At 54.9% G+C, this 17343-nt stretch carries 13 protein-coding genes; 7 read left to right on the plus strand and 6 right to left on the minus strand.

From position 1 onward, the window contains the following. The first annotated feature begins 17 nt into the window (after nt 1-17). From E2L00_RS19285 to nanQ, 3 genes are read left to right on the plus strand one after another with little or no spacing between them, the layout of a single operon-like run. Nucleotides 18-1508, plus strand: a complete 1491-nt coding sequence (locus tag E2L00_RS19285) for an MFS transporter (protein ID WP_167614565.1) — start codon at nt 18-20, stop codon at nt 1506-1508. After that, a complete protein-coding gene (gene nanK, locus E2L00_RS19290; protein WP_167614566.1) occupies nt 1505-2380 on the plus strand; it encodes an N-acetylmannosamine kinase in 876 nt (291 codons plus the stop codon). Before E2L00_RS19285 ends, nanK begins: the two co-directional genes overlap by 4 nt. After that, nucleotides 2377-2844 (plus strand): N-acetylneuraminate anomerase, encoded by a 468-nt coding sequence (gene nanQ / locus E2L00_RS19295; RefSeq protein WP_167614567.1) that lies wholly within the window; start codon nt 2377-2379, stop codon nt 2842-2844. The genes nanK and nanQ overlap by 4 nt, the downstream gene beginning before the upstream one ends. Nucleotides 2845-2965: 121 nt before the next feature. On the opposite strand, the gene E2L00_RS19300 is transcribed toward nanQ, so the two are convergent. Together E2L00_RS19300 and gltB are read right to left on the minus strand one after the other, a co-directional pair. Beyond that, nucleotides 2966-4384, minus strand: a complete 1419-nt coding sequence (locus E2L00_RS19300) for a glutamate synthase small subunit (protein ID WP_167614568.1) — start codon at nt 4382-4384, stop codon at nt 2966-2968. A gap of 9 nt (nt 4385-4393) precedes the next feature. Beyond that, nucleotides 4394-8851: a glutamate synthase large subunit gene (gltB, locus tag E2L00_RS19305; RefSeq protein ID WP_167614569.1), complete on the minus strand. Its 4458-nt coding sequence runs from the start codon at nt 8849-8851 to the stop codon at nt 4394-4396. An 819-nt stretch (nt 8852-9670) separates the two neighbouring features. Between gltB and mnmL the strand changes: the two genes are divergently transcribed. From mnmL to mtgA, 4 genes are all read left to right on the plus strand, one after another. Continuing rightward, nucleotides 9671-10603 carry a tRNA modification radical SAM protein MnmL/YtqA gene (gene mnmL / locus E2L00_RS19310; protein ID WP_167614570.1) on the plus strand — a complete coding sequence of 311 codons (933 nt, stop codon included), beginning with the start codon at nt 9671-9673 and terminating at the stop codon, nt 10601-10603. Between the two features lie 61 nt (nt 10604-10664). Then, nucleotides 10665-13013 carry an aerobic respiration two-component sensor histidine kinase ArcB gene (gene arcB / locus E2L00_RS19315; RefSeq protein WP_167614571.1) on the plus strand — a complete coding sequence of 783 codons (2349 nt, stop codon included), beginning with the start codon at nt 10665-10667 and terminating at the stop codon, nt 13011-13013. A 229-nt stretch (nt 13014-13242) separates the two neighbouring features. After that, the gene (gene elbB, locus E2L00_RS19320) at nt 13243-13896 is read left to right on the plus strand and encodes an isoprenoid biosynthesis glyoxalase ElbB (RefSeq protein WP_167614572.1); all 654 of its coding nucleotides are present in this window, start codon (nt 13243-13245) and stop codon (nt 13894-13896) included. After that, nucleotides 13893-14621, plus strand: coding sequence for a monofunctional biosynthetic peptidoglycan transglycosylase (mtgA, locus tag E2L00_RS19325; RefSeq protein ID WP_167614573.1), 729 nt, complete (start codon nt 13893-13895; stop codon nt 14619-14621). Before elbB ends, mtgA begins: the two co-directional genes overlap by 4 nt. Nucleotides 14622-14668: 47 nt before the next feature. Here mtgA and yrbL read toward each other — a convergent pair whose 3' ends face one another. The 4 genes from yrbL to ptsN form a co-directional block, all read right to left on the minus strand. Next, nucleotides 14669-15268: a PhoP regulatory network protein YrbL gene (gene yrbL / locus E2L00_RS19330; RefSeq protein ID WP_167614574.1), complete on the minus strand. Its 600-nt coding sequence runs from the start codon at nt 15266-15268 to the stop codon at nt 14669-14671. Nucleotides 15269-15627: 359 nt separating this feature from the next. Then, a complete protein-coding gene (gene npr / locus E2L00_RS19335) occupies nt 15628-15900 on the minus strand; it encodes a PTS phosphocarrier protein NPr (protein WP_167614575.1) in 273 nt (90 codons plus the stop codon). Next, nucleotides 15897-16751, minus strand: a complete 855-nt coding sequence (rapZ, locus tag E2L00_RS19340; protein WP_121266407.1) for an RNase adapter RapZ — start codon at nt 16749-16751, stop codon at nt 15897-15899. Before rapZ ends, npr begins: the two co-directional genes overlap by 4 nt. Nucleotides 16752-16804: 53 nt before the next feature. Next, nucleotides 16805-17296, minus strand: coding sequence for a PTS IIA-like nitrogen regulatory protein PtsN (ptsN, locus tag E2L00_RS19345; protein ID WP_167614576.1), 492 nt, complete (start codon nt 17294-17296; stop codon nt 16805-16807). Nucleotides 17297-17343 lie beyond the last annotated feature (47 nt).

Raw genomic sequence — 17343 nt, forward strand, 5'->3', positions numbered from 1 at the left:
CGCGCCGGGAGTGCTTTATGAATAACACTACCCAACAGATCTCATGGTATCGCCATCTGACTAAGCCGCAATGGAAGGCATTTTCCGCCGCATGGATTGGCTACTTACTGGATGGTTTCGATTTTGTCCTGATAGCATTAGTGTTAACTGAAATACAAAGTGAATTTGGCCTGACCACCGTCCAGGCCGCGAGCCTTATCTCCGCGGCGTTTATTTCCCGCTGGTTTGGTGGCCTGGTGCTGGGGGCGATGGGCGATCGCTACGGCCGTAAACTTGCCATGATTACCAGCATCGTTCTCTTTTCTTGCGGTACGCTGGCCTGTGGTTTCGCGCCAGGTTTTACCACCATGTTTATTGCCCGGCTGGTAATCGGCATGGGGATGGCAGGGGAATATGGCTCCAGCGCCACCTACGTCATCGAAAGCTGGCCAAAGCATCTGCGTAACAAGGCGAGCGGTTTCTTAATCTCAGGTTTCTCCGTCGGGGCCGTGCTGGCGGCACAGATTTATAGCGTTGTGGTACCCGTATGGGGCTGGCGCGCGCTGTTTTTTATCGGCATTCTGCCCATTATCTTCGCCCTCTGGCTGCGTAAAAATATCCCGGAAGCGGAAGACTGGCACGAGAAGTTTGCCGATAAAAAACCGGTCAAAACCATGGTTGATATTCTTTATCGTGGCGAGCACCGCATTATCAATATTGGTTTGACCCTTGTAGTTGCGACAGCGCTCTACTTCTGCTTTGCAGGCGATGTCGGGAATGCGGTTATCATCGCAGTTCTGGGGCTAATCTGTGCTGCGGCATTTATCAGCTTTATGGTGCAAAGCAGCGGTAAGCGCTGGCCGACGGGCGTCACGCTTATGATTGTGGTGTTCTTCGCCTTCCTCTATTCGTGGCCGATTCAGGCGCTGCTGCCCACTTATCTGAAGACCGAGCTGGCCTACGATCCCGCCACGGTGGCCCATGTGCTGTTCTTTAGCGGCTTTGGCGCCGCGGTTGGCTGCTGCGTGGGCGGTTTCCTTGGCGACTGGCTGGGAACGCGCAAGGCCTATGTTTGTAGTCTGCTGGTTTCCCAGCTGTTGATAATCCCGGTGTTCGCTATCGGCGGTGGGAATATTTGGGTGCTGGGCTTGCTGCTGTTCTTCCAGCAGATGCTGGGGCAGGGCATTTCCGGTATTTTGCCAAAATTAATCGGCGGTTATTTCGATACCGAACAAAGGGCGGCGGGATTAGGCTTCACGTACAACGTGGGCGCCCTCGGCGGCGCGCTGGCGCCGGTGATTGGCGCGACCATTGCCCAGCGTCTGGATTTGGGAACCGCGCTGGCTTCGCTTTCGTTCAGCCTGACCTTTGTTGTCATCCTGCTTATCGGGCTGGATATGCCGTCGCGCATTCAGCGCTGGATTCATCCGGAAGCCTTGCGCACGCATGATTCCATCGACGGCAAACCTTTTAGCGGCGCGGTGCATGCAGGCAGCAAAAGCGCATTAGTCGAGAAGGCGGTGAAATGACGACGCTTGCAATTGATATCGGCGGCACGAAACTCGCTGCCGCGTTAATCGACAAAGAAATGTACGTTATCGACAGATACGAACTGGCGACGCCTGCCAGCAAAACGCAGGATGCTTTACAGATCTGTCTGGCCGAGCTGGTCGCACCATTAGCGGCACGTGCGCAACGCGTAGCCATTGCTTCGACCGGGATTATTCAGGATGGTGCGCTGAACGCCATCAATCCCGAAAACCTTGGCGGCCTTGCCCATTTTCCGCTGGTTGAAGTGGTGACCCGGCTTACCCGGCTTCCCTGTATTGCCGTGAATGATGCCCAGGCTGCGGCCTGGGCGGAGTATCACGCGCTGCGAGAGGAGATCGGCGACATGGTGTTTCTGACGGTCTCGACGGGAGTCGGCGGCGGGATTATCAGCGATGGCAGGCTGCTGGTCGGAACGGGAGGGCTTGCCGGCCATCTCGGTCACACGCTTGCCGATCCAAACGGGCCGCGCTGCGGCTGCGGGCGTATCGGCTGTGTGGAAGCTATAGCCTCAGGGCGCGGTATTGCGGCTGCGGCAAAGGACGATCTGTCGGGGTGCGATGCGAAAACGATTTTTTTCCGCGCGCAGCAGGGACATCCTCAGGCTATTGCATTAAAGCAACGTTCGGCGCAAACGCTGGCTCGCCTGATTGCCGATATCAAAGCTTCGACGGACTGTCAGTGCGTGGTGATTGGCGGCAGTGTCGGTCTAAGCGAAGGGTATCTGGATTTGGTCAGCACATTTCTTAGCGGGGAGCCAAAAACTTATCGCACTCAGCTTCTGGCCGCCAGATACAAACATAATGCGGGCCTGCTTGGGGCCGCGCTGTTAGCACAGGAAGTCATATCATGATTACCGGAGAGAGTCTTTACCCTGAATCCGCAGGGCTACCCGAGGCGCTGATTAACGCCATTCGTCTGGCCATGGCGCAGAAACCGGAGCATAAAGCGCCGGGCAGCTATCCTGTACAGGGCGAAAAGCTGTTTATGAACGTTATGGAGTTTTCCACCCAGGCGCCGGAGATGAAAAAAGCGGAGCAGCATCGGGACTACATCGATATTCAGGTGTTGCTGACGGGAACAGAACGGATTTATTACGGCCTTTTTGAGAGCGCGCGTGAATGTGAAGAGCTTCATCTGGAGGAGGATTATCAGCTTTGCAATCGCATTGACAACGAACAAACGCTGACGCTGCGTCCCGGCCAGTTTGCCGTGTTTATGCCCCTTGAACCTCATAAGCCAGGCTGCGTAGTTACCCGGTCGGAAACCATTAAAAAAGTTGTTATCAAGCTGCACCGCAGCGCGCTGGAAGCATAAAAAAAGCCCGGAGCTTAACGCTTTCCGGGCTTTTTAACGACATCTGGATGGGGCTGTCACTTATCCATTTTACGATTTAAACGATTTCGTAGGTCGGGTAAGCGCAAGCGTCACCCGACTATTACACTTCGAGGAAGTTCAGGATCCCGTCAGCCGCTTTGCGGCCTTCGGCAATCGCCGTTACTACCAGGTCAGAACCACGCACCGCGTCGCCACCGGCAAAGATTTTCGGGTTGCTGGTCTGGAACGCGTTTTCGCTGCCTTCCGGCGCGATGATACGGCCCTGGCTGTCCAGCTCAACGCTGTGTTTTTCCAGCCACTGCATGCTGTGTGGACGGAAACCAAACGCCATGACAACCGCATCGGCAGGTACTACGTGCTCTGAACCCGCGACGATTTCCGGACGACGACGCCCGTTAGCATCTGGCGCGCCCAGCTCGGTACGTGCAAATTTCACACCCGATACTTTACCGTTCGCGTTAATTTCAACGCCCAGCGGCTGCACGTTGAACTGGAACTCTACGCCTTCTTCGCGCGCGTTTTTCACTTCGCGGCGAGAACCCGGCATGTTCTCTTCGTCACGACGATAAGCACAGATAACGTGCGTTGCGCCCTGGCGAACAGAAGTTCGCACGCAGTCCATCGCGGTATCGCCACCGCCCAGCACGACAACGCGTTTGCCTGCCATATTCACATACGGCTCTTCAGCAGTTTCGCCAAAGCCCATAATCTGTTTGGTGTTAGCGATGAGGAACGGCAGCGCGTCAAATACGCCCGGCGCGTCTTCATTCTCTAAACCACCGCGCATGGACTGATAGGTGCCCACGCCGAGGAAAACGGAATCAAACTCGTTAAGCAGATCGTCGATTTGTACATCGCGACCCACTTCGGTGTTGAGCTTGAATTCGATGCCCATACCGCTGAAGATTTCGCGGCGCTTGGTCATCACTTCTTTTTCCAGTTTGAACGCCGGGATACCGAAGGTCAGCAGGCCGCCGATTTCCGGATGGCGGTCATAAACCACCGCTTTCACGCCGTTACGCGCCAGCACGTCCGCACAGGCCAGCCCCGCAGGGCCAGCGCCGATAATCGCCACGCGTTTACCGGTTTGCTTTACGCCGGTCAGGTCCGGTTTCCAGCCCATCTCAATCGCTTTATCGTTGATATAGCGCTCGATGTTGCCGATGGTGACGGCGCCGAACTCATCGTTCAGCGTACAGGAACCTTCGCACAGGCGATCCTGCGGGCAAACGCGGCCGCACACTTCCGGCAGGCTGTTTGTCTGGTGAGACAGTTCAGCCGCTTCAATAATGCGCCCTTCGTTGGCAAGCTTCAGCCAGTTTGGGATGTAGTTATGAACCGGACATTTCCATTCGCAGTACGGGTTGCCGCAGGACAGGCAGCGGTCTGCCTGTGCTTTGGCCTGGCCTTCTGAGAACGGTTCGTAAATTTCCACAAATTCAATTTTACGGATCTTAAGCGGTTTCTTTGGCGGATCAACGCGCTGTAAGTCGATAAATTGATATACGTTTTGACTCATCGTGACCTCTTACTGCGCCTGCACCCGCAACTCGGCGGCGCTTCGACTACGGTGACCCAACAATGCTTTGACATCACTGGACTTCGGTTTAACCAGCGTGAATTTCGCGGCAAAGGCAGGCCAGTTTGCCAGAATTTCTTCGCCGCGCTGGGAACCCGTCAGCTGCACGTGCTCGGTGATCATACCGCGCAGATGCTCTTCATGGATGGCCAGCTCTTCAACGGCCAGCAGCTCAACCAGCTCAGGGTTAACGCGCTTACGGAAATCGCCGTCTTCGTCCAGCACGTAGGCGAAACCGCCCGTCATGCCCGCGCCGAAGTTAACGCCGGTTTTACCGATGATGCAGACGATACCGCCGGTCATGTATTCACAGCCGTTGTCGCCAATGCCTTCCACCACGGTGATGGCACCGGAGTTACGCACCGCGAAACGCTCACCCGCGCGGCCTGCGGCATACAGCTTGCCGCCGGTTGCGCCATACAGACAGGTATTACCGATAATGGTCGCTTCATGGCTGCGGAAGGCGGAACCCACCGGAGGACGCAGGGAAATCAAACCGCCCGCCATGCCTTTGCCGACGTAGTCGTTGGCATCGCCGGTCAGGTGCAGCTCAACGCCGCCCGCGTTCCACACGCCGAAGCTCTGGCCCGCGGTGCCGCTGAAGTGCGCTTTGATCGGATCGGCGGCCAGCCCCTGATCGCCGTTGTGCTGCGCGATATAGCCCGAGAGCATCGCGCCAACTGAACGATCGGTATTGCGAATATCAAACCAGAACGTTTTGCTCTGCTTATCGTCCACATACTGCTTCGCCTGAGCCAGCAGCTGCGCATTCAGATCGCCTTTATCGAACGGCGGGTTATGTTCGGTGCAGTACACCGCTTTGCCCGGCATAGGTTCAGCCGTTTTCAGCAGGTTCGACAGATCCAGGTTTTGCTGTTTGGCAGTGAAACCGTCCAGCTCTTTGAGCAGGTCGGTGCGGCCAATCAGATCCACCAGACGTTTCACGCCCAGCTGCGCCATGAGCTCACGCGTTTCCCGAGCGATAAAGTCAAAGTAGTTGGTCACGCGGAACGGCAGGCCGTGATAATGGTTCTTACGCAGCTTTTCGTCCTGGGTTGCAACACCCGTCGCGCAGTTGTTGAGGTGGCAAATACGCAGGTATTTACAGCCCAGCGCAACCATTGGGCCCGTACCGAAGCCGAAGCTTTCCGCGCCCAGAATCGCCGCCTTGATGATATCGAGGCCGGTTTTCAGACCGCCATCCACCTGCAAACGGATTTTGTGGCGCAGGCCGTTGGCGACCAGCGCCTGCTGCGTTTCTACCAGACCCAGCTCCCACGGACAGCCCGCGTACTTCACGGAGGAGAGCGGGCTTGCGCCTGTACCACCGTCGTAACCGGCAATAGTAATCAGATCCGCATAGGCTTTTGCCACACCGGTCGCGATGGTGCCGACGCCCGGCTCGGAAACCAGCTTGACGGAGATCATCGCCTTCGGATTGACCTGCTTGAGGTCGAAAATAAGCTGCGCCAGATCTTCGATAGAGTAAATATCGTGGTGCGGCGGCGGAGAAATCAGCGTCACGCCAGGCACGGAATAGCGCAGTTTTGCGATATAAGGCGTGACTTTATCGCCCGGTAGCTGACCACCTTCACCCGGCTTCGCACCCTGGGCTACTTTGATCTGAATGACGTCGGCGTTGACCAGATAAGACGGCGTTACGCCGAAGCGGCCGGAAGCTACCTGCTTGATACGGGACACTTTATTGGTGCCGTAACGCGCCGGGTCTTCGCCGCCTTCGCCGGAGTTAGAATTTCCGCCGATGCTGTTCATCGCTTCTGCCAGGGATTCGTGCGCTTCCGGGCTTAATGCGCCGATAGACATGGCCGCGGTATCGAAGCGTTTGAACAGCTCGGTGGCTGGCTCAACGTCTTCAATACGAATGGTTTCGCCCTGCGGATTCAGCGCGAGCATATCGCGCAGCGTTGCCACCGGACGCTCGTTCACCAGCTTCGCGTATTCCTGATAATCTTTGTATTCGCCGCTTTGGACCGCTTTCTGTAGCGTTTGCACCACGTCCGGGTTGTAGGCGTGATATTCGCCGCCGTGGACGAACTTCAACTGCCCGCCCTGATCCAGCGGCTTACGCACCAGCCATGCACGTTTCGACAAGTTCAGCAGATCCTGCTGGAAGTCGCTAAAGCCCGCGCCGCCGATACGGCTGACCACGCCCTGGAAGCACAGCTCGGAAACTTCTTTATGCAGGCCAACGGCTTCAAACAGCTTCGAACAACGGTAAGAGGCGATAGTCGAGATGCCCATTTTGGACATGATCTTATACAGCCCTTTGTTGATGCCGTTGCGGTAGTTCTGCATCACCGTGCGATAGTTTTTATCAAGCGCGCCGGTATCCACCAGTCTTGCCAGTGATTCGTAGGCAAGGTACGGATAGATTGCCGTTGCGCCGAAGCCCAGCAGCACCGCGAAATGATGCGGATCGCGGGCGCTTGCGGTTTCAACGATGATGTTGGCGTCGCAGCGCAGGCTCTTCTCAACGAGGCGAGTCTGGATCGCGCCAACCGCCATCGGCGCCGGAACCGGCAGACGATTTTTGGCAATGTTGCGGTCAGAGAGCACCAGCAGCACGGTGCCGTTACGTACCATGCGTTCGGCTTCGTCGCACAGCGCGCTTACGGTTTCGTGCAGCGATTTCTCCGTCACATCGTAGGTGATATCCAGCGTGTCGGCGCGATAATACTCTTCATCCAGATTGGTTAGCTGCTGGAAGTCAGACCACAGCAGAATCGGTGATTTGAAGCTCAGACGGTGCGCCTGGCCTTCTGCTTCACAGAAGACGTTCATCTCGCGGCCGATGCTGGTGGCCAGCGACATCACGTGTGCTTCACGCAGCGGATCGATTGGCGGGTTGGTTACCTGCGCAAACTGCTGACGGAAATAATCGTAAATAATGCGTGGCTGGCTGGAGAGCACGGCAAACGGGGTATCGTCACCCATTGAACCGACCGCTTCCTGGCCATTTTCACCCAGCACGCGCAGGATGGCATCCAGCTCTTCGCTGCTGTAGTTAAACTGTTTCTGATAGCTTGCCAGCGTATCGTCATCCAGCTCACGGGCGCCCACTTCTTCGTCCGGCAGATCTTCAAAAGGCACCAGACGTCGCACGTTGTTTTCCATCCACTCTTTATAAGGGTGGCGGCTTTTCAGCTCCTCGTCGGTTTCTGCCGAGTGGAGAATACGGCCGATACGGGTGTCGATAACCATCAGCTCGCCCGGGCCAACGCGGCCTTTTTCCACCACTTCGTCCGGCTGATAATCCCAGATGCCGACTTCAGAGGCGCAGGTGATGAGCTTGTCTTTGGTGATAACGTAGCGCGCAGGACGCAGGCCGTTACGGTCCAGGTTACAGGCGGCGAAACGTCCGTCGGACATAACGATACCGGCCGGGCCGTCCCACGGCTCCATGTGCATAGAGTTAAAGTCAAAGAAGGCGCGCAGCTCCGGGTCCATATTCGGGTTGTTCTGCCAGGCCGGCGGCACCAGTAAACGCATAGCGCGAACGATGTCCATCCCGCCTGCTAACAGCAGCTCCAGCATGTTATCCATTGAGCTGGAGTCGGAGCCGGTTTCATTAACGAACGGCGCGGCATCATGCAGATCAGGAATCAGCGGCGTCTGGAATTTATAGGTACGCGCGCGCGCCCACTGGCGGTTACCGGTAATGGTGTTGATTTCACCGTTGTGCGCCAGATAGCGGAACGGTTGCGCCAGCGGCCAGCGTGGCACGGTATTGGTGGAGAAGCGCTGGTGGAACAGGCAAATGGCCGATTCCAGACGCAGATCCGCCAAGTCCAGGTAAAAGCGCGGCAAATCTGCCGGCATACACAGACCTTTATAGATGTTCACCAGATTTGAGAGGCTACAAACGTAGAAATCTTTATCCTGGATGCGTTTCTCAATGCGGCGACGGGCAATAAACAGGCGACGTTCCATATCACGCGGACGCCAGCCGGCCGGGGCATTAACAAAAATTTGTTCGATGCGGGGCTTGGAGGAGAGGGCGATTTCACCGAGCACGTCTTCATTGGTTGGCACTTCGCGCCAGCCAACAATCGACAGGGTTTCTTTTTGCAGCTCTTCTTCAACAATACGACGACTGGCGCTGGCTAACGCGTCGTCTTTACTTAAGAAAATCATGCCAACGGCATAATTTTTGGCTAAACGCCAGCCGCGCTCTTCCGCAACGATACGGAAAAAGCGATCGGGTTTTTGTAGCAGCAGGCCGCAACCGTCACCGGTCTTGCCATCGGCGAGTATTGCACCGCGGTGCTGCATTCGGGCCAGTGCGTGAATAGCAGTACGCACTACCTTGTGGCTAGGTTCGCCTTCTATGTGGGCGATCAGGCCGAAACCACAGTTATCCTTCTCAAGGGATTTATCGTACAACATATCAGTGAACCTCCCCAGGCTCTACGTGATTCCCGATACCGTTTGCGCGTGGGCACAGCAAGGGCATGGCGACGGGGTTTGCGTCTCTACGCTCACCTCGCGTGCGCCCTCTTAAAAGCCAACGCATCCGGTTTCACAAGTGTTGAGGACTTGCTTTAGAGGGAATCTTAATTACTGCATAAATATGATGGGCACAGAACCCACCCAGAAAGCTTCCAGCGGATTTCCAAGTTATCGGGAAAGCGCACACAGGTCAAATGGCATTCTTATTTCTACGAAACTGTGCTACGCGGCCATTAATCTATTGATAAGTAAGATTATTAACCTATTTTTGATGCGTTTAAACCGTTGCTAAACGAGCCGGGTTCTGTGATCTCTCTCACTGTCTGTAAGGCGCCAGAATTCCAGACCATGCTGGCATTAATAATATTATTAGCATGTTGTGCTGCTAAATTGGCTGTAAGTGCAGCATGACACTGTTTTTAACCAGGTGTCATATTCTTTCAACAAAGGGCGTCAATATAAGGAAAAGTAATTATTCGCGCAGTGCGTAGACTTTCATTAATTATGCATGTTTATGCAAAAGATAAGGCTGCGCCAGCGCGATTGATCCAAATCATCGCGACGTTGCGCAGAAAATGGCAGGCTAGACCCCGATTTTGCTGACGAACTTTAGACAAGCCTGGCCTTCTGAAGCCTGTGCTTATCAGCGGAAAATCAAAAGGTTTTCAAAGAACTATTCAGCGCTTAGCAGCATCCGCGAGACAACGCAGGTTGCCAAATGTCTTTAATATCTTTTTCGGGCCGGCCCACCAGATTATGCAGTTACAGAAATTAGTCAACATGTTTGGCGGGGATCTGACTCGCCGCTACGGGCATAAAGTCCATAAGCTCTCTCTTCATGGCGGTTTCACCTGCCCAAATCGCGATGGCACCATTGGCCGCGGCGGATGCACATTCTGTAATGTCGCCTCCTTTGCCGACGAAACGCAGCAGCACAACTCCATCGCTGAACAGCTCGCGCATCAGGCGAAGCTTGTGAACCGTGCGCAGCACTATCTCGCTTACTTCCAGGCTTACACCAGTACATGGGCGGAAGTGCAGGTGCTGCGCTCGATGTACCAGCAGGCCGTTAACCAGGCGAGCATCGTCGGCCTTTGCGTGGGAACTCGTCCTGACTGCGTGCCGGAGAGCGTGCTGGATTTGCTGAGCGAATACCGCGAGCAAGGCTATGAAATCTGGCTGGAGCTGGGTTTACAGACCGCTCACGATAAAACGCTGCACCGCATCAATCGTGGGCACGACTTTGCCTGCTACCAGGAAACGACGCGGCGTGCCCGTAAACGCGGTCTGAAAGTTTGCGGCCATCTTATCGTCGGCTTACCGGGAGAAGGGCAGGCGCACTGCCTGCAAACGCTGAAAAAGGTCGTGGAGACGGGCGTGGACGGCATCAAGCTTCATCCGCTGCATATTGTCGCAGGCAGCACTATGGCAAAAAGCTGGCAGGCGGGGCGCTTACAGGGAATTGAATTAGCAGATTATACGGCGACGGCCGGAGAGATGATTCGCCATACGCCGCCTGATATCGTCTTCCATAGAATTTCCGCCAGCGCCCGCCGCCCGACCCTCCTTGCGCCGCTGTGGTGCGAAAATCGCTGGACCGGCATGGTCGAAATCGCCAGGTATTTGCTTGCGCATGGCGTGCAGGGATCGGCGCTGGGTGCGTCGTGGGATCCCATTCTTCTCTCGTAATTCCTGGGCGTTACGTCTTTTTGCGGTATATTTAGCGGATTGTTGGCGAAGGGAAAGTTCCATGAAGCAAATCCGGTTACTGGCGCAGTATTACGTTGATTTAATGGTGAAGCTCGGCCTGGTGCGCTTCTCTTTGCTGCTGGCTTCGGCGCTGGTGGTGCTGGCTATCGTTGTGCAGATGGCGGTCACCATGCTGTTGCGCGGCCAGGTCGAGAGCATAGATGTGGTGCGCTCAATTTTCTTCGGCCTGCTAATTACGCCGTGGGCAGTCTATTTTCTTTCGGTGGTGGTTGAGCAGCTTGAAGAGTCTCGCCAGCGGCTGTCAAAGCTGGTCGATAAGCTTGAAGAGATGCGCGAGCGCGACTTAAAGCTCAACGTGCAGCTAAAAGACAATATTGCCCAGCTCAATCAGGAAATTGCCGACCGTGTGAAAGCGGAAGACGAACGTCAGACCATGCTTGAACAGCTCAAAGTGGAGATGCAGGAGCGTGAAGAGACGCAGATTCTCCTTGAACAGCAATCCTCGTTTCTGCGTTCTTTCCTTGATGCTTCGCCGGATCTGGTTTTCTATCGTAACGAAGATAAAGAGTTCTCCGGCTGTAACCGAGCTATGGAATTGCTGACCGGGAAAAGCGAAAAACAGCTTATCAGCCTCAAGCCACAGGACATTTATTCGCCGGAGGCGGCGCAAAAAGTTATCGAGACCGATGAAAAAGTCTTCCGCCACAACGTTTCTTTGACCTATGAACAGTGGCTGGATTATCCGGACGGACGCAAGGCGTGCTTTGAAATTCGCAAGGTGCCGTATTATGACCGGGTAGGCAAGCGTCACGGCCTGATGGGTTTTGGGCGCGATATCACCGAACGTAAACGCTACCAGGATGCCCTGGAGCGGGCCAGCCGCGACAAAACCACGTTTATCTCCACCATCAGCCATGAACTGCGCACGCCGCTAAACGGCATCGTCGGGTTAAGCCGTATCTTGCTGGATACCGAGCTGAATACCGAGCAGACAAATTACCTGAAAACTATCCATGTTTCGGCCATCACGCTTGGAAATATCTTCAACGATATTATCGACATGGATAAGCTTGAGCGGCACAAAGTCCAGCTTGATAATCAGCAGGTCGATTTCACAAGCTTCCTTGCCGATCTCGAAAATCTCTCCGGCCTGCAGGCGCAGCAGAAAGGGCTGGCGTTGGTCATGGAACCAGCGTTGCCATTGCCGCATAAGGTGGTCACCGACGGCACGCGCCTGCGCCAGATCCTGTGGAATCTCATCAGTAACGCCGTGAAGTTCACACCGAAAGGTGGGCAGGTCACGGTGCGCGTGCGCTACGAAAATGAAAGCAGCCTGCGGTTTGAAGTTCAGGATTCCGGCATCGGTATTCCGCAGGTCGAGCAGGATAAGATCTTCGCGATGTATTACCAGGTAAAAGATAGCCACGGGGGCAAGCCCGCCACCGGCACCGGTATCGGCCTTGCAGTTTCACGCCGCCTGGCGAAAAGCATGGGCGGGGATATCACCGTCAGCAGTAAGCCGGGAGAAGGTTCGCTGTTCACGCTGACCGTGCAGGCCCCACGCGTGGCGGATGAGGTTGAAGATACCCTCGACGATGACCATATGCCGCTGCCAGCGCTGCATGTGCTGCTGGTGGAAGATATTGAACTGAACGTTATCGTTGCCCGTTCGGTGCTGGAAAAGCTCGGCAATAGCGTCGACGTCGCCATGACGGGCAAAGAGGCGCTGGAGAAATTTACGCCGGGTGAATATGACCTGGCGCTGCTGGATATTCAGCTGCCGGATATGACCGGGCTGGATATTTCCCGCGAGCTGAAGGCTCGCTTTGACAAAGAAGATCTTCCGCCGCTGGTAGCGCTGACCGCTAACGTGCTGAAAGACAAAAAAGAGTATCTGGATGCCGGAATGGATGACGTTCTGAGCAAGCCCCTTGCGGTGCCGGCGCTGATGGCCGTCATCCAAAAATTCTGGGATAACCAACAGCCTGACGCCGAGAAGGAGCCCGTAATGACTCAAGTTGATAATCAGAAACAGCAAGCATTACTTGATATACCGATGCTCGAACAATATCTGGAACTAGTCGGACCGAAGCTAATTACCGATGGCCTCGCGATATTTGAAAAAATGATGCCGGGTTATTTAAGTATTCTGGATTCCAATATGACCGCCCGCGACTGGAAGAGCGTGGTTGAGGAAGGGCATAAAATCAAAGGCGCCGCAGGGTCGGTCGGCCTGCGCCATTTGCAGCAGGTTGCCCAGCAAATCCAGTCGCCGGACCTTCCTGCATGGACAGATAATGTGGGTGAATGGATTGAAGAACTGAAACAAGAATGGCAGCACGATGTGAATATTTTGAAGGCCTGGGTTGCGAGCGCCGCCAAAAAATGACCCCGGATAAACCGGGGTGCGCGAACACTGCGCCAACACCAGGGAAACCGTGGATTGCGCCAATTATTTGTTTTTCATCAAGCGGCACAACCCGTTATTCGCGAGTTGCTCAAAATTAAGATAGCAAATCTTAAAAATTTTGTTACATGAACCAGTAAAATATGTGAACCATAGCGGCCAAATTATCATAGCTGATAATTCTGGCCGCATGACCAAAAGGAAGAGCCATATGAAAAAAGTTGGCGTGGTGCTCAGCGGTTGCGGCGTCTGCGATGGCAGCGAAATCCATGAGGCGGTGATTACGCTGCTGGCGATAGCGCGTGCGGGGGCTGAAGCTGTCTGCTTCGCACCCGATAAACCTCAAGCAGAGGTTATTAATCACCTTACCAATGATAAGGTAAATGAATGTCGCAATGTCCTCGTTGAGGCTGCCCGAATCACACGTGGTGCCATAACGCCATTAGCGAAAGCGGAGGCTGATGAGCTTGATGCTTTGATCGTACCTGGCGGATTTGGCGCGGCTAAAAACCTCAGCAATTTTGCTCTGGAAGGTGCCGGGTGTCTGGTCGACAGCGAATTGCGTCGGCTAACCCGCGACATTCACGCGCAGGGTAAACCGATTGGCTTTATGTGTATTGCGCCGGCCATGTTGCCAAAAATTCTGGATATGCCGGTGCGCCTGACAATTGGTACAGACATCGACATTGCTGAAATACTCGAAGAGATGGGCGCGGAACATATTCCCTGTCCGGTGAACGATATCGTAGTCGATGAAGAGCATAAGGTGGTCACTACGCCGGCTTACATGCTCGCCACTCGTATTGATGAAGCCGCTAGCGGTATAGAGAAACTGGTAGCGCGCGTACTGGATCTCAGCGCATGAAGAAAGGGCGTTTTGCGCTGCTGACAGGGATTAAGCGCTGGGTTTTACGGATAATATTGACCGTTGTAGGGCTATGGATAGCCGGCATTATTCTGTTTAGCTTTCTTCCGGTGCCGTTTTCAGCGGTGATGGCCGAGCGGCAGCTAAGCGCCTGGCTGACGGGCGATTTTGGCTACGTAGCGCATTCGGGCTGGGTAAGCATGGATGAGATTTCCCCGTGGATGCCGCTTGCGGTGATTGCCGCCGAGGACCAGAAGTTCCCTGAACATTGGGGGTTCGATATGGCCTCTATCGAAAAAGCGATCTCCCACAACGAGCGCAACGAGAATCGCATTCGCGGCGCTTCCACGCTATCGCAGCAAACGGCCAAAAATCTCTTTTTATGGGATGGACGAAGCTGGGTGCGCAAAGGCCTGGAAGCCGGGCTTACGCTCGGGATGGAGGCAGTGTGGACGAAGCGCCGTATTCTGACCGTTTATCTGAATATCGCTGAGTTTGGCGAAGGCACGTTTGGCGTCGAAGCGGCGGCGCAACGTTATTTTCATAAGCCAGCAAGCCGTTTGACGGCGGCAGAAGCCGCATTGCTTGCCGCAGTGCTGCCCAATCCAGTTCGTTTTAAAGCGAATGCGCCATCAGGCTACGTGCAGCGGCGACAGCAGTGGATCCTGCGGCAAATGCGCCAGCTCGGCGGCGAAGGTTTTCTGTTCCGGCACCAGCTGCGTTAGACGCCTGACTGGCGCATTTGCCTGGTATGCCGGTATTCCTGCTGCCCTTAATCCAGGCCTTCTGCTTCTGATAAGACGGCTTTGCTAAGCAGCGGATCCTGAATAAACCGCTGCCACTGCCGCGCCTGTTTGCGCCTGCAAAACCAGCCGGACCAGGTTGCCAGCGGCAGCAGGGCTGCTTCTCCAATATTATCCACCACGACCGGGACGACCCTGGATTCGCTGACGCGCTGGCACAGAATGTTCTGCGCCTTGAGGTTCATCGTGACAATGCGGTTGTTGGTCAGCCACGCTCTTAGCTCGTCCAGCACCGCTCGCAGAGCGCGGCCGTTGCCGTTTTCAAGACACTGGTGCGCAAAGGCGGTTAGCGAAACGGAGTTGCTGCCGTCGTAGTCCTTCACTATATCGTAAAGGTAGCCCGTTCCCAGACTGGTGCTAACCGTGCCGTGGTAAGCCGGTAACCCTGACCAGTCTTTCAGACGGCGGGAAAGATGAGCGTAATAGCCAAGCTCGCGCTTTAACTCTTTGGCCCCGCTGCTGTCCTGGTTATAGACGATTTTAATGCATAAATTCGGATTATCCGGGTGAGCGTAGCATTTTCGGTGGCGACCGGTACCGAGCAGCGTTGTGTTAGAAAGCGAAATCATAGCGCTCTTCCTGATCCTCATTCTTTGCGGAGTTATTACTGATGATTTCAAGTCTACAGAGCGAACTTCAATGACGGTAAAACGAGCAGGCGATTCAGGGCTGTCATTCTTAAGAAAACCTTAAGAAAGCGCTAAAAGCTAAAAATTTATCGCACGCAAAGCCAGGAATAATTTTTTTGTGCGATCTGCCACGGCATGCTTTGACGCACGGGAAGCGCCGAATGAGGGAAGCGGGGCGATTTTTACCGCAGGTTGACGGCGGCTGTGAAAAGCGTTAACCGGCTTTCTGGTGGTATGTATGACAGAGGGTTGCTAAGCGCCGGGCTGCGCTGGCGGAAAAGAGCGCGTGGGGAAAAAGATCAGTCTTCGTCAAAACCGGCGTTGAACAGCGCGATAACCGCTGCCAGCGCCTGCTCTTCCTGCGGACCGGTGACTTCAATTTCAATCTGCCCGCCTTTGGCCGAATCCAGCATCAGCAGGGCGATAACGCTGCTGGCTTCGGCTTCGGTTCCCGCTTCATTCCGCAGCATCACTTCTGCATCAAAGCTCTGCACCAGCTCAAACAGTTTCATCGCCGGACGCGCGTGCATGCCCAGCTTATTGGTGATTTCAACGGTATGTTTTACGGTCATGTTTTACGTTTTTCCAGCGTACGGTGGCGAGACTGAACGTTCTTACCGCGCGAGCGGAAATAGTCGGCCAGCTGCTCGGCAATATAAACCGAACGGTGTTTACCGCCGGTGCAGCCGATGGCGACGGTCAGGTAGCTACGATTGTTGGTTTCCAGCATCGGCAACCATAGCTCAAGGTAGCTGCGAGTCTGGTAGATAAAGTTATGGACTTCCGTATGCCTGTCGAGGAACGCGGCGACAGGGCGATCCAGACCGGTCATTGGACGCAGTTTAGGGTCCCAGTGCGGGTTCGGCAGGAAGCGCACGTCAAACACGTAATCGGCGTCAATCGGAATACCGTGCTTAAAGCCGAAGGACTCAAAGACCATCGTCAGCTCACGCTCGCGTTTGCCCAGCAGGCGTGTGCGCAGCATTTCCGCCAGCTCGTGCACCGACATTTCCGAGGTATCGATGATCAGATCGGCTCGGGACTTTAGCGGCTCAAGCAGATCGCTCTCTTCGTCGATGGCGCTTTCCAGCGATAAATTTTTGCTGGAAAGAGGATGCAGGCGGCGGGTGTCGCTATAGCGTCGGATCAGCGTGTTGCGATCCGCATCAAGGAAAAGAAGCTGCGGGGAGAAAGCATCAGGCAGATTTGTCATTGCCTGTTCGAAGATCTCCGGGTTTTCCGGCATGTTACGCACGTCGATACTGACCGCCGCAGATATTTGCCGCTCGGCGAGGGTTTTTGCCAGATCCGGCAGCAGCACTACCGGCAGGTTATCCACGCAGTAGAACCCCATATCTTCCAGTGCACGCAAGGCTACAGACTTCCCTGAACCAGAGCGGCCGCTGACTATCATCAGCACCATGTCATCTTTCCCCCGACATCTCAGGCTGTGGCATGCGCGATGCCACAGCCAGATTATTCACTTTCACTACCGTTTTCAGTATTGGTAATGATCTGATAAAGCTCTTCGTCGCTGCTCGCCGCACGCAGCCGGCGGCATATCGTTTTGTCCGCCAGGCGCTTTGCCACCAGGGACAGGGTATGCAAATGTGTTTTGGTCTGATCGGCAGGCACCAGCAAAGCAAACAGCAGGTCGACAGGCTGGTTATCAATCGCATCGAAAGCGATAGGCGTTTCCAGCTGAATGAAGACCCCAACGGCGCGCAGGGTATCTTCTTCAAGCTTCCCGTGTGGAATGGCGATGCCATTACCAATACCGGTGCTCCCCATGCGTTCACGCGTCAGCACCGCTTCAAAAACGATTTGTGACGGCAGGCCAAGCTGCTTTGCCGCCAGCTCGCTGACGATTTCCAGCGCGCGTTTTTTGCTCTGGCAGTGAACGCCACTTCGGGTACATTCCTGGTTAAGGACATTACTAAGCTGTAGAACGGAATCGTTGTTCATCATAAGTTCACCTAAGCATCCTGTTATGCTAACGGCCCGTTGACCTTGGG

This window comes from Cedecea colo, from assembly GCF_011808225.1.
GTDB classification, from domain to species: Bacteria; Pseudomonadota; Gammaproteobacteria; order Enterobacterales; family Enterobacteriaceae; genus Dryocola; species Dryocola colo.